Genomic DNA, 24313 nt, shown 5'->3' on the forward strand with positions numbered 1-24313 from the left:
CTTTTCTCCTTACCTTATCTCAATAATCTCATCTACTGGCAAACGATAGCTTGGTTCTGGCTGGTCATCACTATAGCCAATCGTGAACAAGAGTTCTGGACGAAAACGCGTATCAATGTCCAAAACCTCATTCAGCTTAGACTTGTCAAATCCTAGCAAGATGTTACTAGCGATTTTCTGGTCAGTTAAAGCCAGCACAAAGTTCATAGCCACAAAACCTGCATTGATAGCCAAGTACTCTCCCTTAGTCTTCTCATCAAAGGCCGAAAAACGCGTTGGCAAAACCTTGATGAAGTATTCTAAAAATTCCTCGGACAAGTCCTTGACGCCAATACGGGCAATCTTGCGCGAGCGCCTTTCCAAGGCTGTGTCTGAAAAAAGCGCAACCACCAGCTGGGCATTAGCCACTTGACCCGCATTCCCACCAAAAGCCAAGGGAACAAGCTGATCCTTGCGCTCTTTGACAATGACAAATTTCCAGGACTGAATGTTGTTGGCACTCGGTGCTAAGGTCGCAACCTCAATCGCCGTTCGAACATCCTTAACATCCACCGGCTTGTCATTAAAGATTTTATAAGCATGACGCTTCTTGTTAAGCTCTAAAAATTTCATAGGCCTTCCTTCTTAAGAATTATTTAGACCCATTTTATCATTTTTTGAGGATTATTTCAGATTCTAAGACAGGTCTTGGATTTTTAGCGGTTCTTTTTTTAAAAAATGGCAGAGCTTTCAGCTTGTTTGGCCAAGACTATGCTATACTAATAGTGAATACTGAAAGGACTTCTAACCATGGATTTAGAACACCTCCGACAGCTCATCGCCTTTGCAGAATACGGAACACTCTCACGCACTGCTGAAAAATTATTACTTTCCCAACCCGCACTGACCCGCAACATGCAGCGCTTAGAAGCGGATTTGGGCGTCACTCTCTTTCACCGCAAAAAGAACAAGTTGAGCCTGACTGAGACAGGGCAGTTGGCTGTCAAGCAAGGACAAATGCTTCTTGAACACATTCAAGCCTATCAAGCACAGCTCCAAAATTTTGAAAATCATCGAACCAAGCTGTATATCGGAGTCTGCGCACCAGGTCCCATCTATGAATTGAGAGATATTTGGGAGCAGAAAAAATTGCCTCAAGAATTTGAGACAGAGATTCGTGAACAAGACAGCTTGGTGAAAGGCTTGCTGGATAAGACCTATCAGATTATCGTGACAGACCAAGTTATCGAAAAAAGTGATGTCATCAGTCAGATTTTTTTCAAAGAGCAGCTCCATCTCTCCATTCCAACGAATCATCCATTGGCTGACAGAAAAAGTATTGCTCTGCGCGAACTCAATCATTTGACTATGCTTTTGAGAGCGGATTTGGGCATTTGGGACCGTTTAGTTGACTCCCTCAGACAGACCACTTTTATCCGTCAGTCTGATAGTGAAACATTTGACAGCCTAGTTCAGGCTTCTAACCTCCCACATTTTACGACCAATATCACTCAGCTCTACGGAAAATTACCTGAAAATCGCATTCATATTCCGATTACGGATTCTCAAGCAACTGTGACTTTTTATCTTAATGTCTTGAAAGAGAATCAGAGATTACTAGAACTAATTTTAGAGTAGATTGAAACAAGATTAGGACAAACTTATCTCTAAATACAGGCATCATCTAGCATACCTTTCTGAAATAAAGTTGGATCGCTCTTGATTCAATCAATGTTATAAAAGCAAAAAAACGATGAGCTAGCTTTTCTCATCGTTTTCTGATTGATTTAAGTTGTTTTCCATTTCCTAAAAGACTGCTTAACAGCGACTAGCAAAACCATCGCAGGGCTTCAGGACAAGTTAACAACGTAACTTTTGATTTCTAGAAGTATTAATCCACCAAAAGCATAGCCTTAATGGTCTTGCGATCAGCCATATCTTGATAGGCTTGATTGACATCGTCCAGATGGTAGGTTTGGGTAAAGACTTTACCAGGATTAATATCCCCGTCAAGAACCGCTTTAAGTAAAATTTGCTTGTTGTAGGTTGTCACTGATGCTGAGCCACCACCGACGATGATATTTTGAGCAAAAGTAGATCCCAGAGGGCGGTTGTTGTAGTGAGGAACACCGACAAAGCCAACCCGTCCGCCATTGTGGAGAACACCTAAGGCTTGATCCATAGCGGCTTCAGTTCCAACACATTCTAGGGCTGCATCTGCACCACCGCCAAGGATTTCGCGAACTTTGGCAATGCCCTCCTCACCACGCTCAGCAACAACTGCTGTTGCGCCAGATTCTAAGGCCATATCCTGACGATCTTTGTGTCGACTCATGAGCACAATCTGTGAAGCGCCACGCATTTTAGCAGCGATAACCGCGCATTGTCCAACAGCACCATCACCGATAACAACGACCTTATCACCAGGTTTGACATCAGCTACACGTGCTGCATGATAACCTGTCGGCATGACATCAGCTAGTGTCAAAAGAGACTTGAGCATGCCTTCGGAGTAGTCAGATGGCTGACCCGGCACCTTAACAAGAGCCCAGTTAGCATGGTGAAAACGGATATACTGAGCTTGGAAGCCATGCGACCAGTTACTCATTCCCGGATGATTATCGCAAGTCCCGTCAAAACCAGCTCGACAGGCATCGCAATGACCACAGCCATGAGTAAAAGGCACAATGACAAAATCGCCTGGTTTAAAGGTGGTGATAGCAGATCCGACCTCTTCAATAATGCCGAGTGCCTCGTGACCACTATTTCCAGAATGCGCCTCCTTGTCATCACCATGCGAATAAGACCAGAGATCAGACCCGCAAACACAGGAACGAACAATCTTAATGATGACATCATCAGCGTCTTGCAATTTTGGTTTTTCAACATCTTCCACAGTCATGAGACCTGCTTTTTCAAAAATAGCTGTTTTCATAAAGTTCCTCCATTCACTTTGCTTAATCTTTGTACTTTCCTTATTTTACAAGAAAATATGATTAAAAGCCAATATTTCTTAGTTGATTTTTACCATCGTTTTTAGTCATGATAACAGAAAATAACCGTCAATCAGTCATGAATCTTATAGTTAGCTAGCAGATGCTCACCAATGCCTGGGGCTTCTGGATTGTGATTGCCGATACCCTTATCAAGCGCGCGGAGCTGGTCTAACTCCTCTGGCGTAAAGGCAATATCGAAGATATCTAAGTTGCTGACGATACGACTTGGGGTAACGGATTTGGGTAAGGTAATAAAGCCTTCTGCTACTTCAAAGGCAAGAATAATCTGTCCAGGATTTTTACCATATTTTTCAGCAAGCTGGACAATGACTGGTTCAGAAAGCAAGTCTGAATTGCCTTGTCCAAGCGGTGCCCAGCACTCGATTTTCACACCATCAGCTGACATGACCTGACGCAGTTCCTTTTGTTGGAAATACGGATTGCATTCGACCTGATTGACAGCAGGTTTAGATTTGAATTGTGAAACGAATGCTTGGTAAAGTTTTGGTGTCATATTGCTCACACCGATGGATTTTAAAAGCCCAGCTTCCTTAGCTTCTTCTAAAGCCTGCCAAGCTCCGACGACATCACCATAGGGCTGATGAAGTAGGTATAAATCAATATAATCTAGACCTAATTTCTCTAAAGAGCTTTGGATACCTTTCTTGGCATTGTCATAGCCATAATCTTGCAACCATAATTTACTCGTCACAAAAATCTCTTCACGAGCTATGCCACTATCTCGCACTGCCTTGCCGACTTCTGCTTCATTGAAATAAGCTGCTGCTGTATCAATATGGCGGTAACCAGCCTTAAGAGCTTGACTGACGGCTTCATAGGTCGATCCGTCCGCTGGAATTTGAAAGACACCAAATCCGACAGCAGGAATAATATTGCCATCGTTTAATGTGATTGTTTTTGTCATAAAAATCTCCTTATCTTTTAAATCGAGTTGGGTAAAACAAGGATGAGAGCCGTTAATAAGACAGCCCACATCATAGCTTCTGGCCAAATGGTCAAAGTCAGAACTAATCCTGCCAGTTTGAGTACAATATCCCAGCGAATCCAGCGATTATGAGCTCTTGCTAAATCGGCAGACACAGCACCGTCGTGCAATTGTGCCACCTCATGATAGAGCCAGAGATTGGTTGCAGTGACCAAGAGGACAACTATACCATAAAAGCTCTGCGCCACACTGCTGTGAAAAGTCATGGAAACCAGACTCGTCACATAAGGAAAAAAGGATGAGAAAAAGAGTAACAGCAGAGAAATCCAAACAATCTTACGGTTAATAGTCTCTACCTCGTCCCAAGTATTATGGAGATTGACCCACATAGTGCCCAACCAGAAAAAAGAAATGGTGTAAGCAAAAAAGTTCATCCGTAAATCCCATAGAGCAGACCAAGAAATGACCTGAGGACGCTCCAATTCAAGAACCAGTATGGTCATGATAATAGCTAGAACAGCGTCTGTAAAAGCTGTTAAACGTTCTTTGTTCATCATTTTGAAACGCTACTCCTTCTTGCCAAAAATCTCTTGAACAAGACCAAAGGCTGACCAGGCTTTAGGCCAACCGCAATAAAAGGCCAAATGAGTGATAACTTCAACGATTTCTGCTTGGGTCAAGCCATTTTCTTGCCCCAGTTTGAGATGTGCTGGCAATTGCTCAAAGTTTCCAGCAGACATCAAAGCTGAAATAGTAATCAAGCTACGGTCTCTTGGTGATAATTCTTCTTCTCGTGACCACACTTGCCCAAAAAGAACATCATCATTAAAAGCTGCAAAAGTTGGTGCTAATTCTCCTAGACGATCACGTCCTGCTGTTTGTTTTTTTGACATTTGAATCTCCTTAAATCTCTGTATCTTTAACAGGAGCTAACCACTTTGTTGCTCCTTTTGTAATGGCCAAATGGCTAAACCATGTATCATCTGTCGCGCCATGCCAATGCTTGACACCAGCTGGAAAAACGACTACATCACCGGGATTGAGAGTCTGCTTAGGTTGCCCATCTATCTGAGCCCAGCCTTTGCCGCTGGTAGCAAGGATAATCTGAAATCCATCTGTATGAACATGCCAATTATTTTTTGTCCCCGGTGCAAAACTAACGTTAGCTACTGCCACATCAACAGAACCCTCAGGCTGAACAAGAGACTTCAAAAAACTATCGCCAGAAAAATACTCAGCGTAGGTCGTGTTCAAGTTTCCAAAACCAAAAATATCATTTTTCACTTCTTGTTCAAACATCTTGTCTTCCATGTGTAACCTTCTTTCTGTTATTTTTATTACATACCTTATGTATTTATGCTCTTATATAAAAGACAAGGGAAAACCGGAGAAATCCCTAGTCTATCATTTTTAAAATGTCTTACCGACAAAGCTAGCAAGAAGCTCTACAGTCTTAGCCTGACTATGGTCTGCAAAGACAGTTGTGTCGGTATTGAGCTCTGCTATCTTAGACATGTCAGCTTCTGTCAAAGCAAAATCAAAGATGTCAAAGTTTTGGCGGACACGGTCTGAATTGGCAGATTTGGAAAGTGAAACGATGCCGCGTTGCAACTGCCAGCGCAGCATAACCTGAGCAGTAGTTTTGTCATACTTGGCTGCAATCTCCTTGAGAACAGGATTGTTGAAGACGTCAAATTGCCCTTCCGCAAAAGCACCCCAGCTCTCAATTTGAATGCCTTTTTCAACCATATAGGCTTGCTCGTCCTCTTTTTGGTTAAAGACATGAACTTCAATCTGGTTGACCGCTGGAATAATCTCGTTAAAGAGGGAAAGGTTGGCCAGATGGTCAGATTTGAAGTTGGAGACACCGATAGCCTTGATTTTTCCTTCCTTGTAGAGTTCTTCTAAAGCACGCCAAGCCCCAAAGGTATCACCCACTGGTTGATGTAGTAGATAAAGGTCAATGTAGTCTAAGTCAAGCTTGGCAAGGGAAGCTGCAAAAGCTGTCTTCGCGCCTTCATAGCTCATATGTTGAATGAAAACCTTAGTCGTGATAAAGAGTTCCTCGCGAGGCACACTTGCTGCCTTGATGGCTCGACCCACCGCTTCTTCATTACCGTAAGCTTCTGCTGTATCAATCAGGCGATAGCCTGTCTTGATGGCTGTTTCCACTACTTCTTGGCAGACTACTGGATCTGGGATTTGAAAGACACCAAAGCCGACTGCTGGCATTTTCACACCATTATTTAAAGTGACATATTCCATTTTTGTTTCTCCTTATTTTAAGATTTGAGGCCGTTGAAAAATCCGATGAAAAATGAGAAAACAGACGACAAGTCTCTGGACTTGAGGAAGTTTTTGAATTTTATCGAGGATTTTAGGCCGTGTTCAGTTCTAAGATACAAAGGGCGTTTAGAAATGCGTTGGAAAATGGCGGTAAGTCAGCCATCTTTGATGGCGTCGACGCACCCCGACCAAGACGACTAGGATTTTCACAGATGAAATCGAAGAAAATCCAGACGGCTACGGTCTTAGTCAGATATGACTAAATTTAGCATTTTAGCCCGTGTTCAGTTCTAAGATGCAAAGCCCGTTTAGATATCCGTTGAAAAATGAGAAGACAGACAACAACTCCAAAGGCTTGAGGAAGTCTTTGAGTTGTCTCTAGAATTTTAGGGCGTGTTCAATTATTTTTTGATTGGTAAAGCGCCCATAACCTTGTGAGGTAGATATTTTTCATCAAGGTAGGCAATGTCTTCATCAGTCAAATTAACCTTGAAAGCGCCCATGTAATCATCTAGGTATTTTTCCTTGGTCACACCTAGAATTGGAGAATGAACGCCTTTCTTCCAAAGCCAAGCTATGGCTACTTGCGCACGAGTCACTCCATATTTCTCAGCGATTTCTGCCACACGCTCGACAATCACACGATCTTGCTCTTCGGTCGAATCGTACTTAGCTTTGGCAGTTGCATCTGTCTTGCTGCGAGCAGTGTCTGCGGACCAATCGCGGACCACGCGCCCTGCTGCCAATGGGCTGTACGGCGCTAAGCCGACACCAGTCTCCTGACAGAAAGGAATCATCTCCCGCTCTTCCTCACGATAGAGGAGATTGTAGTGATTTTGCATGACCGAAAACTTAGTCCAGCCATTTTTCTCAGCCACATACTGGGCTTTTTGAAATTGCCATGTGTACATAGCTGATGCACCAAGGTAGCGAACCTTTCCTGAGACAACAAGTTCGTGCAGAGCAGACATAGTCTCCTCAATCGGTGTATCATAATCCCACCGATGAATGTAGAGAATATCGATATAATCAGTACCTAAACGCTTGAGGCTGCGCTCCACCTGATGAAAAATGGCTTTGCGCGAAAGACCGTGATTGTTAGGCTTTTGCTTGCCATGTGGCAAATCGCTGAAGAAACACTTGGTCGCAATCACCACATCTTCACACTTAGCAAAATCACGCAGGGCACGCCCCAGATACTCCTCACTCGTCCCAGCTGCATAAGTGTTAGCCGTGTCAAAAAAGTTAATGCCCAAATCTAGAGCTTTCTTGATAATCACACGGCTATCTTCTTCATTCAGGAGCCAGCCTGATTGAAAGCCAACTGTATCATCGCCAAAGCTCATGCAACCTAGACAGAGCTTTGACACTTCTAATCCTGTATTTCCAAGTTTCGTGTACTCCATAAAAGCCTACTTTCTATCGTTTATAAAAGTTGATAATCATCAAAATCAGCAGCAATCCGTGTGTAAGTGGAAGCCACCATTTGCCAAGAATCACCCGATTGACGCGTGAAGACTTCTGAAACAACAAAGGGATTAGTCACCTCATTGCCATTGACCACTGCAGTCAGTTTAAGTTTACGGTAGATAATGGCTGTATTGCCATAGTCTTCCACCGACTCCTTAGCCACTTCAATAGATTTGTAGATGAACTTCTTGGTGTTAAAGACCTCAAATTCACTAGCCTTGTCAAAGGTAATCCCCATGTGAACAAAACGAGCATTATCCGCAACCAAATAATCAACAGCCGTCATATCATTAGCCAAAATAGCTTCTTTGATCGCTTGTGATGTTTCTTGAATAGTCATCATAAGCACTTCCTCCTTGATTTATTTAATGTCAGTATAATCCTTTCTTCAACCATTGTACAATGCTATTTTTGCAAACCACTATACTATTTTTGAATAGTGAGGAATGAGATAGAAGTCGTGATTCCATTGAAATCGACTTCTCCATCTTACTCCCGCAAGATTGACTAGGCTTGTAGAATGGTGATTAAACAGCATTTTAGAAACCAGACAATTCCTACGTCAAACTATTTCAACTATAAAAAATAAGACTGAGGACTTTTTCCCCCGTCTCTGCTCAAAATTAGGCAAAGCCCAACTTCTGTGAATATGATGTTAAGATGATAAATCTCCAGTAAAACAATCCAAGAATCTGTATTCATCAGATGTCCTATACTTGCTTGACTTCTTTTGCAACAGCATGAAAAACAAGCATTTCAAATCCTTTTAGTTAAAACTATTAGAAAATCACTACCCAACTGAGTAGCGATTTTTCTAAATTTAGTTAACGAAATCAAGCAATGCCAAGAAGCTATCAACTTCCAGCGACGCACCACCGACAAGGGCACCATCAACATCTGGACATGCCATATAGTCAGCGATGTTGTCAGGTTTTACAGAACCACCGTATTGCACACGAACCTTGTCTGCCACGTCTTGACCGAAGTCAGCAGCAACCACATCACGAACAGCTTTACACATTTTTTGTGCATCATCTTGAGTTGCTGACTTACCAGTACCGATTGCCCAGATTGGCTCGTAGGCAAGAACTGATGACGCCACTTGCTCAGCGCTCAACCCTTTAAGAGCTGCTGACACTTGCGCACCGACAAACTCTTCCGCCTTACCAGCTTCGTAAGTTTCAAGAGATTCGCCGCAACAGATAATTGGCGTCATACCATTTTTGAAGATGGCATGGGCTTTTTTGTTGATATCTTCATCGGTTTCGCCAAAGTAGTCACGACGCTCAGAATGGCCGATAATCACATAATCAACACCGAGAGCTGCAATAGTTGCAGGGCTATTTTCCCCAGTAAAAGCACCAAAATCTTCGAAATAACAGTTTTGCGCAGCCACTTTCAAATCAGTATCTTTCACACCTTTTTTCATACCTTCAAGGAAGATAGCTGGTGAGCCGATAACTGTATCTACAAGGTCATTTGATGGAATAGCGTTCGCAACAGCACCGATAAACTCACGTGCTTCTTTAGCGGTTTTGTTCATTTTCCAGTTTCCAGCAATAATGGGTTTACGTGACATTTCACTTACCTCTTCTTTATTTATTGATAGTACCATTTTAGCATAAAGACTGTGAAAAATAAAGCAATTGATAAAAGTATGAAAGAGAAAATGAGTTATTTTCAGAATGTTAGAATAACAAAAATAACGGAGGCTAAGGAAATTTCCATAAAAACAATTGACAAAATAGTCAGAAAATGGTAAACTTTAAAAAATCTTTCTTACATATAAAAAATTGCTCCAAGTCTAAAAACCAAACTGTATTATACGTAATCTTCACCGATTACATGATTTGGGGATGAAGGCGAAACCATCATGGCTGTCCGTCCCACTCCCGCACTTGTTAAATTAAGGAGATTGTTTAATGGTTTTTTTTAAATTTGAATTAAAACGGTTTTTAAAAAATCCTAAAAATAAAATTTGCTTAGGAATTCTAATCGTTATTTTTTTAGGGTTATTCATATTAAATGAAATACTCTTTGCAAGGTCATTTTCAAATATTGAGTTAGATATCGCCAGACAAAATCTACAACAATCAACACAGATGGTTAGTACCTTAGAGCAAAAAGTTTCAGTTGACCAAAATAATGAAAAAGATACCATAGCTCTAGAACAAGCTAAAATAGAGCAAAAAATTTTGGAAGAGCAGCTTTTATCTTTGGAGAAAAAAGACTACGAAAGATTCGCTCAATTAGAAAATAACCTAAACTATTTAAAGTTGAAATCAATTTCTGATCAAAATTCATCTGAATATAAAAGCATTAAGGCCAAAATAGATTACTATGAAAAAATCGAGTCAATTGGTGCAGAGCATAGTGCTTCAATAAACAATTCAAAATCTGCATCTTTTGTTGCAAGTAAGTCCATGATGGGGTGGCTAGCCTCTACTACTATTTTAGTGTTGTTAACAGTTCTAATATCTGATTCTGTTAGTAGTGAAATCGAATCCTCTCAAATAAGATTTTACCCTTTAATTGGGGGCCGAAAATTGAGATATCTTTTTTTAAAACTACTTGTCCCAGCTATGGTATGTTTTTTATTAACTGCTGGTCTATTTTCACTCCTCTACCTCTTTCAAGGGTTTAGAACAAATTTTGGAGCATGGAAATACCCCTACTTGTTACCTGATGGTACGCTAGAGACAGTTGGTAGCATAGCTTTAAAAAGCCTCATCCTCTATTTTATAGCATTGCTCTTTCTATCGAGCCTAGGCCAATTCCTGTCTCTAATTTTTAAAAAAAGCTTAGTTGTCATTGGACTTATTGTTGTATTCTTAACAGGCTTTGCAACCTTTTCTCAAGAAGAATGGTTTCAGCCTATTAAAAAATTCTTGCCATTTGAATATTTGGGGTATGGTCAATTAGTAAATGATATTGATATTCTTCCGAATAATTCATTTACAATTGCTATACTTTATCTCCTATCTTTGAGTTTTGTACTTTTCCTTATTTCAAGTTATTTGTATCAAAATTTTTTCTATAGAAAGGGGTAGAGGGATCATGATATTACAAGTAAAACAATTATCTGCATCAATCTTTAATCAGCTAGATTTTGAAATCAACAAACCAGGTTTCTATGGGATTATAGGACGTAACGGGGTTGGAAAAAGCACTTTTTTTAGCATTCTAAATAAAGAAATTAAAGTAAAAAATGGTAAATTAGCATTAGGCAAAGTGGCTTTTATCCCTAGCATTGAAATATTTGACAAACATCTTACGGCAAATGACTATTTAAGGTTATTGTCCACTGAAGAATACAAATCCTTCCAGTATAATTTGGAAAGAATGGGAGGAGCTGATTTTTTCAATAAAAAATTAGCAAAGTATTCATTAGGCATGAAAGAATATTTTGCATTTCTCTACATTTTATCTATTAAAAGTGATATTGTTATTCTGGATGAACTGATAGATGGACTTGATGAGAATAAGCGCTCTAAAGCCTATAAGCTTTTAAAAGACCATAGTTTAGACAAGATAATTATCTTCACCTCTCATAATTTGTCTGAGATTTGTAAGGTCTGTGATGAGGTGTTTTTGCTTGAGGACGGAGCTATTAAGAAAATTGAAGATTTAAAAACACTTATCGAAAATTTTCCTAAAGACTCTTAAAAAAAGGTTTTCAAACAGTTGCTTTAGTGGTAGAGACATCTTTTTTCCTTTTCCTGTAAAAGAATATTTTTTGTGATACAATGAAAGTCAGAAAGCAAAGGTAATAACGATGACTTCTTTAAAAACCTATCAAAAGGTCTATTCTATTTTAGAGAAAGCAACTGATTATGTCAGCGGGGAATATCTGGCAAAGCAGTTACAGCTCTCTCGCACCAGTATTTGGAAAGCTATTCAACACTTAGAAAAGCAGGGACTGGTCATTGATTCTGTGCAAAACCGCGGCTACCTGCTGCAAAAAGGCGATTTACTGGATCCAATTTGGTTGGCAGAACAATTACCCTTTAAAATTTCCTACCAAGCAAAAAGTCAGTCAACCCAGCAAGACGCGAGACAAGGTCTAGAAGCTGGGAATGTTGGAGATTGCCTCTACCTTGCCCCATTTCAAGACGGTGCCAGAGGGAGATTCGGACGGGCATTTTTTGCACCTAAGCAAGGCGGCATCTATATGTCCCTTCACCTCAAGCCCATGGTTCCCTTTGACCAAATGCCACCCTATACTATCTTGGTAGCTGCATCTATCGTGCAAGCAATTCAAACGTTAACCGAAAAAAAAGCTCAAATTAAATGGGTCAATGATATCTATCTAGGGTCAAAAAAAATAGCGGGCATCTTGACCGAAGCAATCTCTTCTGTCGAAAGCGGGCTCATAACTGACGTGATTATTGGTATTGGTCTCAATTTTCACATTGAAGATTTTCCGCACGATTTGCAGGACAAGGCTGGTAGTCTTTTTGATGAAAAACCTTCTATCACGCGAAACCAACTGATCGCTGAAATCTGGAAAGTCTATCTGGAAACGCCTGAAGAAGACTTGATTGCCCTTTACCGCACGCACTCTCTAGTCCTAGGGCGCATGGTTAGTTTTAAGCAAAATGGCCAAGAATACACTGGATTTGCCAAAGCTATTGACCGCGAAGGTCGATTATTAGTTGAACTAACAGACGGAGCAGTGACGTGGCTCAATAGCGGTGAAATCAGCTTGACTAGCTGGACATGACAAAAAGACTGAGATTCTCACACGAGGAGACTCAGTCTTTTTTCTTCGTAATCTTATCAACTTGCTTTTCAACCATACGAATAAATTTGCTTAGTTGGTAACTACTACGCAGATTGCGGAGCAGAATGCTCCCCCAAATAACAACAAAGAAATACTGTCCTGCCATGATTGACTCGTTGAAAAAATAAGTCGCAAAAGCTGTTGATAGGGCCAACAAAATAAATTGGTACATCGGTAAATAGATTCTCATGACTACATTATAACAAAAGTTTTGCTAAATTTCTTTTAAAAAATCACTCACAGTCTCTCCTCGCTCAACTGGCCTTTTAATGGCGAAAAAAAGACCATTTTGCTATAATGAAACCATGAATGAAAAAGTTTTTCGAGATCCTGTACATAACTATGTCAATGTGGATCACCCAGTCATTTATGCTTTGATTAACAGCAAGGAATTTCAGCGCCTCCGCCGAATCAAACAGTTAGGAACTTCTGGTTTTACTTTCCATGGTGGAGAGCATAGCCGATTTTCTCATAGTCTCGGGGCTTATGAAATTGCTCGTCAGGTCACAGCAAAATTTGAGAAGAAATACCCCGGTCTTTGGTCTAAGGAAGAAAGCCTTCTGACCAAAGTAGCGGCTCTTTTGCATGATATCGGTCACGGGGCTTATTCTCATAGTTTTGAGCGCCTCTTTGATACAGATCATGAGCTTATGTCTCAGCTAGTCATCACAGACCCTGAGACGGAAATTTGCCAGATTTTACAGACAGTAGCACCTGACTTCCCTTATCAAATCGCTTCTATCATCAGCCATAATCATCCTAATAAAAAGATTGAGCAGCTGATTTCAAGCCAGATTGATGTGGATCGGATGGATTATCTCCTGCGGGACTCCTATTTTTCCGGGGTTAGCTATGGCGAGTTTGATTTGACACGAATTCTGCGTGTCATTCGTCCAACTGAAGATGGCATCGTCTTTGATATTCAAGGTATGCATGCTGTTGAAGACTATATCGTCAGTCGCTACCAAATGTACATGCAGGTCTATTTCCACCCTGCAACACGAGCTATGGAAGTCCTTTTGCAAAACTTGCTCAAGCGAGCTCGTGTCCTTTATCCTGTCGAGCCTGTCTTTTTTCAACAAACGTCGCCACTTTTGATTCCATTTTTTAAGCAAAACTTTGATCTTTTTGACTATCTAGCGATTGATGATGGGGTCATGAATACCTACTTTCAAGCTTGGATGCAGTCCTCAGACGAGATCTTAGCTGACTTGGCTAGTCGCTTTGTTAACCGCAAGGTCTTTAAATCTGTGACGTTTCGAGAAGAAGATACCGATAGGCTTGACGACCTACGTCTTCTAGTTGCTCAAATTGGTTTTGACCCTGAATACTACACAGCTATTCACCGTAATTTCGATCTTCCCTACGATATTTACCATCCAGAAGCGGAGCAGCCACGTACCCAAATCGAACTGTACCAAAAAGATGGCCGACTAGTGGAATTATCTCAACGCTCACCTTTGGTTAGTACCCTATCTGGTACGATTCACGGTGATCAGCGCTTCTATTTCCCAAGGGAAATGATCGAAGAGTCCATTTTTGCAGAAGATCACGAAGCTTTTTCAAACATTCTTGATGACCTGTCTTACTAGAGCAGGTCAATCCTCATTAAAAAAGGAAATTTTATGTCTATTAAACTTGTTGCTGTCGATATTGACGGCACTCTCATTACTGATCAACGCCAGATTACACCTGAAGTTTTTAATGCGGTGCAAGCTGCTAAAGCTCAAGGGGTTAAGGTTGTCATTGCCACTGGCCGCCCTATTGCTGGAGTTAAGCAACTCCTCAGCGAGCTAAAGCTGGATGAGCCTGACAATTATGTCATTACTTTTAACGGCGGACTTGTGCAAGATACCGCTACTGGTGTTGATATCATTTCTGAAACCATGTCTTATGATGACTATATGGACATTGAACTCCTCAGCCGTAAGCTTGGTGTTCACATGCACGCCATTACCAAAGATGGTATTTACACGGCAAACCGTAATATCGGCAAATACACCGTCCACGAAGCAACCTTGGTCAGTATGCCGATTTTCTACCGAACACCTGAAGAAATGGCTGACAAAGACATCGTTAAGATGATGTTCATTGACGAACCAGACATTTTAGATGCGGCGATTGCGCAATTGCCCGCTGAATTTTACGAGAAATACAATGTTGTGAAGTCTACACCTTTTTATCTGGAAATTCTCAACAAAACTGTTAGTAAGGGCGAGGCCATCAAGCACTTAGCAGAAACACTGGGCTTGAGCATGGACCAAACAATGGCTATCGGCGATGAAGAAAATGACCGTGCCATGCTTGAAATCGCTGGCACTCCAGTTGTCATGGAAAATGGCAACCCAGAACTCAAGAAAATTGCCAAATACATCACCAAATCAAACAATGACAGCGGCGTCGCGCACGCCCTTAGAGAGTGGGTTTTAGAGTAATGTACACTTACAAGATCGGTATCTCAGCTGAGGAGCACGACACTTTTGTCAAGGCGTCTAATCAAGCCAATCTGCTCCAATCCTCCAATTGGGCTAAAATTAAGGACAACTGGGGAAACGAGCGCATCGGGTTTTACAAGAATGGCCAACTTGTAGCATCAGCGAGTATCCTGATTAAACCCTTACCGCTCGGTTTTACGATGCTCTACATTCCGCGTGGGCCTGTTATGGACTACGGAGATCAAGACTTGGTTTCCTTTGTCATTAAGTCGCTCAAAGCCTATGGTAAAACAAAGCGGACGCTCTTTATCAAGTTTGACCCAGCTTTGTTACTCCGCCAGTATGCCCTCTCAGATGCGGAGTCTGCACCTGAAAATGAACACGTTTTATCCTATGTCAAAAACCTTGAAAAGGCTGGAGCTAACTGGGCCGGCCGAACGTCCGATATTGCAGAAACCATTCAGCCACGCTTTCAAGCGAATGTCTACACAGCTCCAAATCTAGCCGAAACCTTCCCCAAACACACTAAGCGTCTTATGAAAGATGCCATCAATCGTGGAGTTATCACGACACGTGGCGATCTCACAGATGTGACAGAATTTGCCAAAGTCGTTGAGCTGACGGAAGGGCGCAAGGGTGTTGCCCTTCGCAATGAGGATTATTTCAGGAAAATGATGACCATCTATGGAGATGATGCTTACCTCCATCTCGCTAAAGTCAATCTTCCCAAGCGTTTGGCTGAATATCAAGAGCAACTAGCTCAAATTGAAAAGGATTTACTTGAGACCGCTGACCATCAAAAGAAACGCTTGACCAAGCTCAATCAGCAAAAAGCTTCAGTTGAAAAATATATCAGCGAGTTTAGCGACTTTGTCCAAAAATATGATGAAGAGCTCGTGATTGCAGGGATTCTCTCTGTGCGTTTTGGCAATGTCATGGAAATGCTCTATGCAGGCATGAACGATGACTTCAAGAAGTTCTACCCGCAGTATTCTCTCTACCCTCAAGTCTTTGATGATGCCTACCAAGACAGCATCATCTGGGCCAATATGGGCGGGGTAGAAGGAAGTCTTGATGATGGTCTCACCAAATTTAAGGCCAACTTTGCCCCAACTTTTGAAGAATACATCGGTGAATTTGACATTCCTGTCAACCGTCTGCTCTATAAGCTCTCGCAATTCGCCTTTGAAACCCGTAAACGATTAAGGAATAAACACTAATGCCTTTAAAAGAAATCGACGCAAAAACCTTTGGAGCCTTTGCCCAACATTGCCCATCTGGCTCTTTCATGCAAAGTCCTGAAATGGCAAAACTTCTGCCCAAACGCGGCTTTGAAACAACTTTTCTGGGTCTGGAAAAAGACGGTCAATTGCAAGTTGCTGGTCTGGTCTATACCATGCCAATGACTGGTGGATTGCACATGGAAATCAATTCTGGTCCACTTAGCCTTGATACACAGTATCTCAAAGAGTTCTACCAAGCCTTACAAACTTATGCTAAAAAAGCAGGCGCCTTGCAACTCTTGGTCAAACCTTACGAGACTTATCAAACCTTTGACAGCAATGGTCAAGCCACAGGAACTGAACAAGAACACTTTATTACCGATTTAACCAACTTGGGCTATATCCATGATGGTTTGACGACAGGTTATCCTGGTGGCGAACCTGACTGGCACTACGTCAAAGACTTATCGGGACTGACAGAAGATAGCCTCTTGGCATCCTTTAGTAAAAAAGGACGCCCTCTGGTTAAGAAAGCTCTCAGCTTTGGCATTAAAACTCGAACATTAGAGCGTCACGAACTCCCACTCTTTAAAGATATTACTGCTGCTACTTCAGAGCGTCGTGATTACGAAGATAAATCCCTCGACTACTATCAAGATTTTTATGATAGCTTTGGTGACAAGGCTGAGTTTCGCGTAGCAACGCTTCATTTCACCGACTACTTAACGCATCTAAAAAGTGATCGCGAACAACTCCTCGCAAGATTAAAGACTACTGAGGAAGCTATCTTAGCAACAGGATCTGCCAAACAAAAAAATCTGGCCAAGGAACTGTCTAGCCAAGTCGCAACATTTGATACACGTATTGAAGAAGCGCAATCCTTTGTGGATCGTTTTGGAGATGATGAGGTCATTCTAGCAGGGGCACTCTTTATCTATGATCGTCACGAGACGGCTTATTTGTTCTCAGGTTCTTACCCCGAATTTAATCGCTTTTACGCGCCAGCTATTTTACAATTAGAAGCTATGAAAGAAACGCTCAAGCATCAAATCCCTACCTATAATTTCCTTGGTATCACAGGACTTTTTGACGGTTCTGATAGCGTTCTTCGTTTTAAGCAAAACTTTAACGGCTACATTACTCGAAAAATGGGTACCTTCCGCTATTACCCATCTCCTCTAAAATTTAAAGTGATTTCCTTAATCAAAAAAGTCCTAGGACGTTGATAAATTGGTTCGGAAACGACGGGGTATGCCGTACGTATCAGCGCTATTCCCCATTTTGGAGTTACTCTGCTTAATGAGCTAGCTAAGAGCTAAAAAGGCTCTATAATCTCTGGTAGGGATTATAGAGCCCCTTTTTACCTCTTTAATGGAAGAGACTTAGATGCGTCACTCTCCTTTAAGATGGAAACCTGAGCTTCTTTTATAACAAATTCTAAGGTCAGAATCAGTGTACACCACATCAATATAGAGCCGTTTTATACTCGTAATCGTTCAGAATATCTGTTCCAGTTTTTCAACCACTCACTGTAGCCTTTTATGCTATAATATGAATATGCTTAAGAAAATATTTGATGGATTTTATAGCCTATCCTATCATCTTGTTTTTGGATTAACCTTGTTTATCCTCTTGGGCTTTTCCTGGATAGTTGTCAATGTTCGCGCTCTCATGAAGATGAATTTGGTTGAAAACACGCTTTATTTTCCTATTACATCAGTTGTTTGGATTGGGCTACTGCTTTTTATTATCTTTTTGTACCTGCTACGCCTTTTTTTGCCTCGGCTCAGTGAGAAACACATTTTTATCATGTGGACGATTCTTTATGTAGTAGCAGGTTTCTATCTCATTTTCAATGTCAGCTCGGTCATTCGTTCAGATGCTAAGCACGTCCTAACTGCTGCTAAGGCTATGAACTTAGGTGACTATAGCAGCTTGACAGTAGTTGGCAGTTATCTATATAAAAACCCACACCAGCTAGGACTAGTAACCTTTGACCGTGTCATCAGCTGGGTAGGGCTTGGTCGGACAGAAGTTTTCTTTATTCTCTATTTACTGATAACAATAGGTATAAATTATTTTCAATGGAAAATCACAGCACTTCTGTTTCATAATACGCTCATCAATAAGCTAACTCTTTTTCTTTCTTTTCTATTTTTACCACTCTTTTTCTTCATACTTTTTGTCTATGGTAGCCATCCTGGTTTACTCTGTATGCTTATGGGTCTCTATTTTTTGCTAAAATATGAGAACACTCACAAGAAATCACAATTGACTGTCGCCTTACCTGCTCTGACAATTGGCTATTTGATTAGGACCAATTATATCATCTTTGTCTTGGCCCTCATTGCTATTTATCTCTTACTTTTTTGGCAAGACCATAAGATTAAGCGTCTCGGCACAATAGGGCTCATCTGCCTTAGCCTTTTTATGGGAAAAACCGGCTTGCACACCTATTATCAACTTGCTTCTGGGCAAGCAATCCCCAAAGGAACCCCCATGATTGCCTATGTTACCATGGGATTACGCGATGTCTCACCGACCCGAGGTCATTGGGATGCTTACAACACCAAGCTTCTCGATGACAATCAAAACAACCAAGATAAAGCTAAAAAACAAGCCATCTCTGATTTAAAGGTGCGTTTGAAAACTTTCCGGAATGACCCAACTTATGCGCTCGAATTTTTTACTGAAAAAGTCACAGGAACTTGGGCGGAACCTACTTTCCAATCAATCTGGTCCGGCCCTCAAAAAAATCGAAATCAAGAAGTTCGAACGCATCTGCTAAAATCAATTTATCAGCAAGGGTTAGCCTACCGACTCATTAACATTTTTCTCTTCATTTATCTCATGATTATTTATCTACTGTCTAGTCTTTATCTACTGTATAAGGGACTAGTAAAATGTGAAAAGTTTCCATCTTTTGCTCTGTATCCTTACATTTTTCTTATCGGTGGATTTCTTTTTCATCTCTTCTGGGAAACTAAGAGTCAGTATGTCTATATCTATGTGTATTTGCTAATACCAACTCTTGCGCAAGCAATCGCTAGTTTGCCACCAATCTCCCTAAAATCTTCAAAGCAAAGATTGTGACTTAAAAGCAATTTTAGAGACTAATCTCTGGTCCTTCTCACACCACCATATGCGCCTCTCTAGCATACAACTTTTAACGTATGTCATTCGAAGTAGTGCAAGCGCCCGATAACGGGGTATATTAAAACCTTCCAGAATCCTGCTTTAACTCTGGAAGGTTTTTTATGATGGTCTGAAGCCACAATCAGTAAACAAATTGAAACGGGTTGGTATTGGCTTGGCTTTCCAACACTTGTAGCACCCAACCTTCTTCTATCTGCCACTTTCTGAGGAGCTCTGCTATTTTTGATACGAAAAGTACCTCAATGTGATGACCAGGGTCTAGAGCTAGGAGCCCTTGCGTCAGCATTTCCTGAGCGGTATGGTAATAGATATCTCCTGTGATATAAAGGTCAGCTCCTGCCTTGATCGCATCAGCATAGAAATCATCACCAGATCCTCCACAAATCGCTACTCGAGAAATAAGGTGACTGTGGTCTTGGTCGTAAGAAATCAGACGCAGGCCAGCAAGGTTAAAGCTTGCCTTGACCTTAGCTACAAAGTCCGATAAGGGTTGAGGGCTGATGTTGCCAACCCGACCAATGCCCTGGCCTTCATGAACCTCAGACAGATAAGTCGTCTCCCTTATGTCCAGCAAGTCACAGAACCAATCATTAAGCCCACCGTCCACTATGTCAATATTGGTATGGCTGACATAGACTGCAATATCGTGCTTGATTAAGTCCAGATAAATCTTGGTTTGTGCTGTGTCAGTCACCAGATTCTTTAGCGGCTTAAAGATAGGTGCATGTTTGACGATAATGAGATCAACATGTTTGGCAATAGCCTCAGCCACCGTAGCCTCGCGAACATCAAGCGCCACCATGACCGTCTGGATATCCTTGTCCAAGGTTCCGATTTGTAGACCAGAAATATCCCCTGGCAAGCTAAGTTCTTGCGGGCAAAAAGCTTCGTAACGGGCAATAACTTCACTCGCTTTCATCTAAAACCTCCTTGATAGCTAAAATACGTTCTTCTAAAACCTGACGTTCCTTTATTTTGGAGTCAGGAATTTGACTCAGCGCCTGTTCTAATTTTGCTTTTTCTTTGAGCCAGCGGGCTTGAAATACATCCGATTTTTCCTGACTTAGAAATGGACCAAAGCGCAATTCCTTGTCTGATAATCCATGCTGGCCTGCTTCTGCTACTAAAATTTCGTAGAACTTGCCAGATTCTTCTAAAATAGCTTCTGCAATCAGAACATAGCCATTTTGCTGAAGCCAGCTGCGGACTTCGTCCTCGCTGTTATTGGGCTGTAAAATAAGGCGCTGCACTTGCTCTAGTCCGGCGCAGCCATTACCCAAAATACGAGAAATCAGACGCCCTCCCATACCTGCAATAACGATCGTATCTATCTCATCTGCTGGGGTCATCGCTGACAGGCCATCTGCTAGACGGACTTCTATGCTTTTGGCAAAGGCAGAGCTACTGACATGGGCAAGCGCAGACTGATAAGGCCCCGCAACCACTTCACCTGCAATGGCAAAACTGATCTGCCCTTTGGCCATGAGATAGAGAGGCAAATAGGCATGATCGCTCCCCACATCTAAAAGCCTTGCTCCCTGAGGAACAAAGCTAGCAACTGTTTTTAAACGGCGTGATAATTCTTCCATCTCGCTCCTTAACACTTAATCCTTGAATACATCAAGGGCTGCTCTAAAGTCAGCCAAATTAGCCGCTGGTTGCGGTTGTAAACCGGCCTCGCGCTCAGCCTGCTTGGCTTCGACTTGGCCGACGGTGGTAATCCCTTCGCGTCGCCAGTTACGTAAAATAGCCTGAATGTACTTCCAGTTTGACTTGCCGTTAAAAACGGCTTCTTTGAGGGCGGCTCGCATAAGCTCCACAGAAACGCCTTCTTGCAAGGTTTTCTCCAGATCCTCAATTTCAAATGGACTGAGAAGACGGCCGAGTTCACGCTCAAAATCACCAACTACTGCCTTAAAATCATTTGTTTTGGGTTGTGGTTGCTGGTCTTTTTTAGGGGTCAAAATATCATCTAACTTAGCCAAGGCTGGCAGGGCATCAAAAATCATTTCAATCTCACCAGCGAGCTCGATCGTCTTAAACTCTAAAAGTCCAGCTTCTTGTAAGCTTGAGATAGACTGATTGACCTCAGCGACTGTTTTTCCAATAGCCTCAGCAATAGTGCTGGGAGCTAGCTCTTCTAGCTGTGATGTGTTTTGGTAAAAGAAAAACTGCCAGACTAAAAAATCATCCATTGATGAAAAGACTTCCTTCAAATGAAAAAGCAGAGCAGCAGGTAAAACCACATTGCCAGACTTAAATTGCTGTAAATAACTCATAAAACCTCTTTATAAACCTGAAAAAGACAGGGGATCAGACTGAACCAGTTGCCAGTCAAAGGGCGTTTCCTGATAAACCGCATAGTTGATCCAGTTGCTAAAGAACAAAGCAGCCGCTAAATTCCAACGTAGACGCGGTTTCAGTTCAGGGTTGTCATTTTCAAAATAATGAACAGGCACTTGCGGATTAAGGCCTGCGGCCACATCACGCTGGTATTCCTTAGCTAAGGTGTCACGATCATACTCAAGATGACCAAAACTGTACACCTCACGCAGGTCCTTAGTTGCCAGTATGGACAAGCCTACCTCATCACCCTCTGCTAAGACCTGCAAATGATCCATGTGAGCAATCGCTTCAGATGCAATTGTCGTATGGCGGGAATGCGGTGCTAAAAACTCGTCGTCAAAGCCACGCAAAAGCGGACAAGTCGGTACGACAACGCGCTGTTTAAAAATCCCAGACAGTTTTGTGTCCAAACGCAACTTATCAACGCCATAGCGGGCATAGAGCCCAGCCTGAGCGCCCCAGCAAATATGCAGGGTCGAGTGCACGTGAGTTTTGGACCACTCGATAATCTGGCCTAGCTCCTCCCAGTAGTTGACCTCTTCGAAAGGTAGGTTTTCAACAGGAGCTCCTGTGATAATCAGCCCATCGTAGTAATGGCTTTTGACCTGTTCAAAAGTTTTGTAAAAAGTTGATAAGTGCTCTGCGCCCGTATTCTTAGATTTATGGCTCACCATCTGTAGGAATTCAACATTCAGCTGTAAGGGGGTATTGGCCAGAAGTCGCAAAAGTTGGGTTTCTGTCACAATCTTGGTCGGCATCAGATTGACAATCAAGACATCCAAAGGACGAATATCCTGATGACTTGCACGCTGATCATCCATGACGAAGATATTCTCCGATTTAAGCACTTCAACAGCTGGTAACCCTTGATCAATCTTAATTGGCATAACACTTCTCTCCTCTTAAATCACTAGTTTTAGTATACGGTAAATGAACCGTCAATTCAAACAGGTATTTTTTAGAAGAGCTTATAACTTTAGCCTATACGGGAGTCTCTTATTTACAAGTAATACTTTTTATCCAATACCAAAATGGGAACATTCTTTTTCCGAAGAACGGCAGGCTGTATGACAAACGGTGGGTGGCTGTCTTAAATCAGAGTATTGAGCTGTGAACACTGTTCTTACTGAGTATTGTCTTCTTGATGACGGTATTTTTCCATCTTATGCTTGAACAGCTCACCATTGCTCGGTGGCGTATAGGTCACAGCATTAGCACCAGCAGCAATCACCGCCCGAATCGTCTCCTCCGTTGGTCCTCCAGTGGCCATGATCGGCACATCAGGAAATGCCTTGCGAATCTGCTTAACCATATCAACCGTACGAGAACCACCAGAAACGTTCAGAATATCAACTCCAGCTTCCAGACGCGAAGCAATATCTGAATGCTCAGAAACGACTGTATATATAATCGGCACATCAATCATGGCATTCATCTGTTCAATCGTCTCGACATTAGTTGGGCCATTCGTCACAACTGCCATAGCCCCTTCTGATTCCGAAAAAAGGCTCATATTGGCTGAGCGATACCCTGTCGTTAGGCCTCCACCAACCCCTGCAAATACGGGGATAGTGGCCACACTCATGATGCTCTTTGCAATAGCTGGGCTAGGTGTAAAAGGATAGACAGCCAGAACGGCATCGGCGTTTGTATTCGCGATAATCGCCACATCAGTCGTAAAAATCACCGCTCGAATCAAACGCCCATAGATCATAATCCCTGAACAATCCCAAATAGCCTTAGGCATTTTAACAATATCTTGGCGCAGGTCGGACATGACCTTGGGTGCCTTGACAGATTTTACTTCTTCTGACATCGCTTTACCCTTTTTCAGTTTCGTTTAATAGTGCATCAAAACCTTGTAATCATAGTCGCCAATGGCTTCTCTCCCCTTAAGAGCATCAAGCTCAATCAGAAAAGCACAACCAGCCACAATTCCACCAAGTTTTTCAATCATCTCAATCGTTGCCTTAACTGTTCCGCCCGTTGCTAAGAGATCATCCACGATCAAGACGCGCTGGCCTGGCTTGATTGCATCTGCATGCATCGTCAGGGTATCTGTGCCGTACTCTTTTTCATAAGTCGCTGAAATCACTTCACGTGGCAGTTTACCCGGCTTACGAACCGGTGCAAAACCAATGCCAAGCTCAAAAGCAACTGGACATCCCACGATAAACCCACGCGCTTCGGGTCCTACAATCATATCAATTTTCTTATCTGTCGCGTATTGGACAATCTCACGAATCGCATAGCTATATGCATTGCCATCTGCCATTAAGGGGCTGATGTCACGAAAAATAACGCCCTCTTCAGGGTAGTTGTCAATACGAGCGATATAGTCTTTTAAGTTCATTTTTTCTCACTTTCATAAGTTAGGTGGGCCATTATCAATCCATAGAAAAATGAAAAGCCTCAAAGGTTGAAACTACTTTTTCATTTAATCTAGGCAGTTAGCCCGACTTTACTTTCTAAGATACAAGGACATTAAAAGCAACTGAAACATAGACGGTAAGTCCGAAATCTCTGAGTTCGTAAACGGCCGTCAAAACAACAAGAAGTCTGACGAAGCGTCACTAAAACGGTTTTTACACAAGGCGCTGGGCTCAAGTCCAATCACACCTCTCATAGTTTGCGTAAACATCTCAGCGCAGTGGTTGATTGGTAGATTTGTTCGTGTTTTACACTCCAAATCC

General features: G+C 42.0%; 26 protein-coding genes. 9 read left to right on the forward strand and 17 right to left on the reverse strand.

The annotated features are described in order from the left end of the window. Window positions 1-9 precede the first annotated feature (9 nt). Window positions 10-612: a nitroreductase family protein gene (locus A3I5_RS0101440; protein ID WP_018372838.1), complete on the reverse strand. Its 603-nt coding sequence runs from the start codon at window positions 610-612 to the stop codon at window positions 10-12. Between the two features lie 177 nt (window positions 613-789). Here A3I5_RS0101440 and A3I5_RS0101445 point away from each other — a divergent pair, with 177 nt between their 5' ends. Continuing rightward, entirely contained in the window at window positions 790-1617 is an 828-nt protein-coding gene (locus A3I5_RS0101445; protein ID WP_018372839.1) for a LysR family transcriptional regulator, read from the forward strand. Between the two features lie 253 nt (window positions 1618-1870). Here A3I5_RS0101445 and A3I5_RS0101450 read toward each other — a convergent pair whose 3' ends face one another. The 9 genes from A3I5_RS0101450 to tpiA all read right to left on the reverse strand — a co-directional run bounded on the left by A3I5_RS0101450 (window position 1871) and on the right by tpiA (window position 9256). After that, window positions 1871-2914, reverse strand: coding sequence for a zinc-binding dehydrogenase (locus tag A3I5_RS0101450; protein WP_018372840.1), 1044 nt, complete (start codon window positions 2912-2914; stop codon window positions 1871-1873). Window positions 2915-3045: 131 nt separating this feature from the next. Continuing rightward, window positions 3046-3900 (reverse strand): aldo/keto reductase, encoded by an 855-nt coding sequence (locus A3I5_RS0101455; protein ID WP_018372841.1) that lies wholly within the window; start codon window positions 3898-3900, stop codon window positions 3046-3048. A 17-nt stretch (window positions 3901-3917) separates the two neighbouring features. After that, window positions 3918-4475: a TMEM175 family protein gene (locus A3I5_RS0101460; protein WP_026216863.1), complete on the reverse strand. Its 558-nt coding sequence runs from the start codon at window positions 4473-4475 to the stop codon at window positions 3918-3920. 12 nt (window positions 4476-4487) lie between these two features. Beyond that, complete coding sequence (locus A3I5_RS0101465) at window positions 4488-4814, reverse strand: carboxymuconolactone decarboxylase family protein (RefSeq protein WP_018372843.1); 327 nt, start codon at window positions 4812-4814, stop codon at window positions 4488-4490. Between the two features lie 10 nt (window positions 4815-4824). Continuing rightward, window positions 4825-5232 (reverse strand): cupin domain-containing protein, encoded by a 408-nt coding sequence (locus A3I5_RS0101470; RefSeq protein ID WP_018372844.1) that lies wholly within the window; start codon window positions 5230-5232, stop codon window positions 4825-4827. 99 nt (window positions 5233-5331) lie between these two features. Continuing rightward, window positions 5332-6186 (reverse strand): aldo/keto reductase, encoded by an 855-nt coding sequence (locus tag A3I5_RS0101475; protein WP_018372845.1) that lies wholly within the window; start codon window positions 6184-6186, stop codon window positions 5332-5334. A 422-nt stretch (window positions 6187-6608) separates the two neighbouring features. Beyond that, entirely contained in the window at window positions 6609-7613 is a 1005-nt protein-coding gene (locus tag A3I5_RS0101480; RefSeq protein ID WP_018372846.1) for an aldo/keto reductase, read from the reverse strand. Window positions 7614-7633: 20 nt separating this feature from the next. Next, window positions 7634-8020 carry a nuclear transport factor 2 family protein gene (locus tag A3I5_RS11450; RefSeq protein WP_018372847.1) on the reverse strand — a complete coding sequence of 129 codons (387 nt, stop codon included), beginning with the start codon at window positions 8018-8020 and terminating at the stop codon, window positions 7634-7636. 477 nt (window positions 8021-8497) lie between these two features. Beyond that, a complete protein-coding gene (gene tpiA, locus A3I5_RS0101490; protein WP_018372848.1) occupies window positions 8498-9256 on the reverse strand; it encodes a triose-phosphate isomerase in 759 nt (252 codons plus the stop codon). Between the two features lie 343 nt (window positions 9257-9599). Here tpiA and A3I5_RS0101495 point away from each other — a divergent pair, with 343 nt between their 5' ends. From A3I5_RS0101495 to birA, 3 genes are all read left to right on the forward strand, one after another. After that, window positions 9600-10727, forward strand: a complete 1128-nt coding sequence (locus A3I5_RS0101495) for an ABC transporter permease (RefSeq protein WP_018372849.1) — start codon at window positions 9600-9602, stop codon at window positions 10725-10727. Window positions 10728-10734: 7 nt separating this feature from the next. Next, window positions 10735-11343, forward strand: coding sequence for an ATP-binding cassette domain-containing protein (locus A3I5_RS0101500; RefSeq protein WP_018372850.1), 609 nt, complete (start codon window positions 10735-10737; stop codon window positions 11341-11343). Window positions 11344-11452: 109 nt separating this feature from the next. Further along, window positions 11453-12400 carry a bifunctional biotin--[acetyl-CoA-carboxylase] ligase/biotin operon repressor BirA gene (gene birA / locus A3I5_RS0101505; protein WP_018372851.1) on the forward strand — a complete coding sequence of 316 codons (948 nt, stop codon included), beginning with the start codon at window positions 11453-11455 and terminating at the stop codon, window positions 12398-12400. Window positions 12401-12431: 31 nt separating this feature from the next. On the opposite strand, the gene A3I5_RS0101510 is transcribed toward birA, so the two are convergent. Continuing rightward, window positions 12432-12650, reverse strand: a complete 219-nt coding sequence (locus A3I5_RS0101510) for a DUF3272 family protein (RefSeq protein WP_018372852.1) — start codon at window positions 12648-12650, stop codon at window positions 12432-12434. A 115-nt stretch (window positions 12651-12765) separates the two neighbouring features. Here A3I5_RS0101510 and A3I5_RS0101515 point away from each other — a divergent pair, with 115 nt between their 5' ends. The 5 genes from A3I5_RS0101515 to A3I5_RS11455 all read left to right on the forward strand — a co-directional run bounded on the left by A3I5_RS0101515 (window position 12766) and on the right by A3I5_RS11455 (window position 19211). Next, on the forward strand, window positions 12766-14052 hold the full coding sequence (locus tag A3I5_RS0101515; protein ID WP_018372853.1) for an HD domain-containing protein: 1287 nt from the start codon (window positions 12766-12768) through the stop codon (window positions 14050-14052). 33 nt (window positions 14053-14085) lie between these two features. After that, a complete protein-coding gene (gene yidA, locus A3I5_RS0101520; RefSeq protein ID WP_018372854.1) occupies window positions 14086-14895 on the forward strand; it encodes a sugar-phosphatase in 810 nt (269 codons plus the stop codon). Beyond that, window positions 14895-16115 carry an aminoacyltransferase gene (locus A3I5_RS0101525; RefSeq protein WP_018372855.1) on the forward strand — a complete coding sequence of 407 codons (1221 nt, stop codon included), beginning with the start codon at window positions 14895-14897 and terminating at the stop codon, window positions 16113-16115. Before yidA ends, A3I5_RS0101525 begins: the two co-directional genes overlap by 1 nt. Further along, on the forward strand, window positions 16115-17344 hold the full coding sequence (locus tag A3I5_RS0101530; protein WP_018372856.1) for an aminoacyltransferase: 1230 nt from the start codon (window positions 16115-16117) through the stop codon (window positions 17342-17344). Before A3I5_RS0101525 ends, A3I5_RS0101530 begins: the two co-directional genes overlap by 1 nt. Before the next feature lie 331 nt (window positions 17345-17675). Continuing rightward, a complete protein-coding gene (locus A3I5_RS11455; RefSeq protein ID WP_018372857.1) occupies window positions 17676-19211 on the forward strand; it encodes a hypothetical protein in 1536 nt (511 codons plus the stop codon). A gap of 184 nt (window positions 19212-19395) precedes the next feature. Here A3I5_RS11455 and A3I5_RS0101540 read toward each other — a convergent pair whose 3' ends face one another. The 6 genes from A3I5_RS0101540 to A3I5_RS0101565 form a co-directional block, all read right to left on the reverse strand. After that, window positions 19396-20193 carry a Nif3-like dinuclear metal center hexameric protein gene (locus tag A3I5_RS0101540; RefSeq protein WP_018372858.1) on the reverse strand — a complete coding sequence of 266 codons (798 nt, stop codon included), beginning with the start codon at window positions 20191-20193 and terminating at the stop codon, window positions 19396-19398. Beyond that, on the reverse strand, window positions 20180-20863 hold the full coding sequence (locus A3I5_RS0101545) for a tRNA (adenine(22)-N(1))-methyltransferase (RefSeq protein WP_018372859.1): 684 nt from the start codon (window positions 20861-20863) through the stop codon (window positions 20180-20182). Before A3I5_RS0101545 ends, A3I5_RS0101540 begins: the two co-directional genes overlap by 14 nt. 15 nt (window positions 20864-20878) lie before the next feature. After that, on the reverse strand, window positions 20879-21553 hold the full coding sequence (locus tag A3I5_RS0101550; protein ID WP_018372860.1) for a DnaD domain-containing protein: 675 nt from the start codon (window positions 21551-21553) through the stop codon (window positions 20879-20881). A 9-nt stretch (window positions 21554-21562) separates the two neighbouring features. Continuing rightward, window positions 21563-22507, reverse strand: coding sequence for a homoserine O-acetyltransferase MetA (gene metA / locus A3I5_RS0101555; RefSeq protein WP_018372861.1), 945 nt, complete (start codon window positions 22505-22507; stop codon window positions 21563-21565). Window positions 22508-22743: 236 nt separating this feature from the next. Next, a complete protein-coding gene (locus tag A3I5_RS0101560) occupies window positions 22744-23436 on the reverse strand; it encodes a beta/alpha barrel domain-containing protein (RefSeq protein ID WP_018372862.1) in 693 nt (230 codons plus the stop codon). 24 nt (window positions 23437-23460) lie between these two features. Further along, window positions 23461-23973, reverse strand: a complete 513-nt coding sequence (locus A3I5_RS0101565; protein ID WP_018372863.1) for an adenine phosphoribosyltransferase — start codon at window positions 23971-23973, stop codon at window positions 23461-23463. Window positions 23974-24313: the final 340 nt, after the last annotated feature.

Source organism: Streptococcus merionis DSM 19192 (genome assembly GCF_000380085.1).
In the GTDB taxonomy this organism is placed as follows: Bacteria; Bacillota; Bacilli; order Lactobacillales; family Streptococcaceae; genus Streptococcus; species Streptococcus merionis.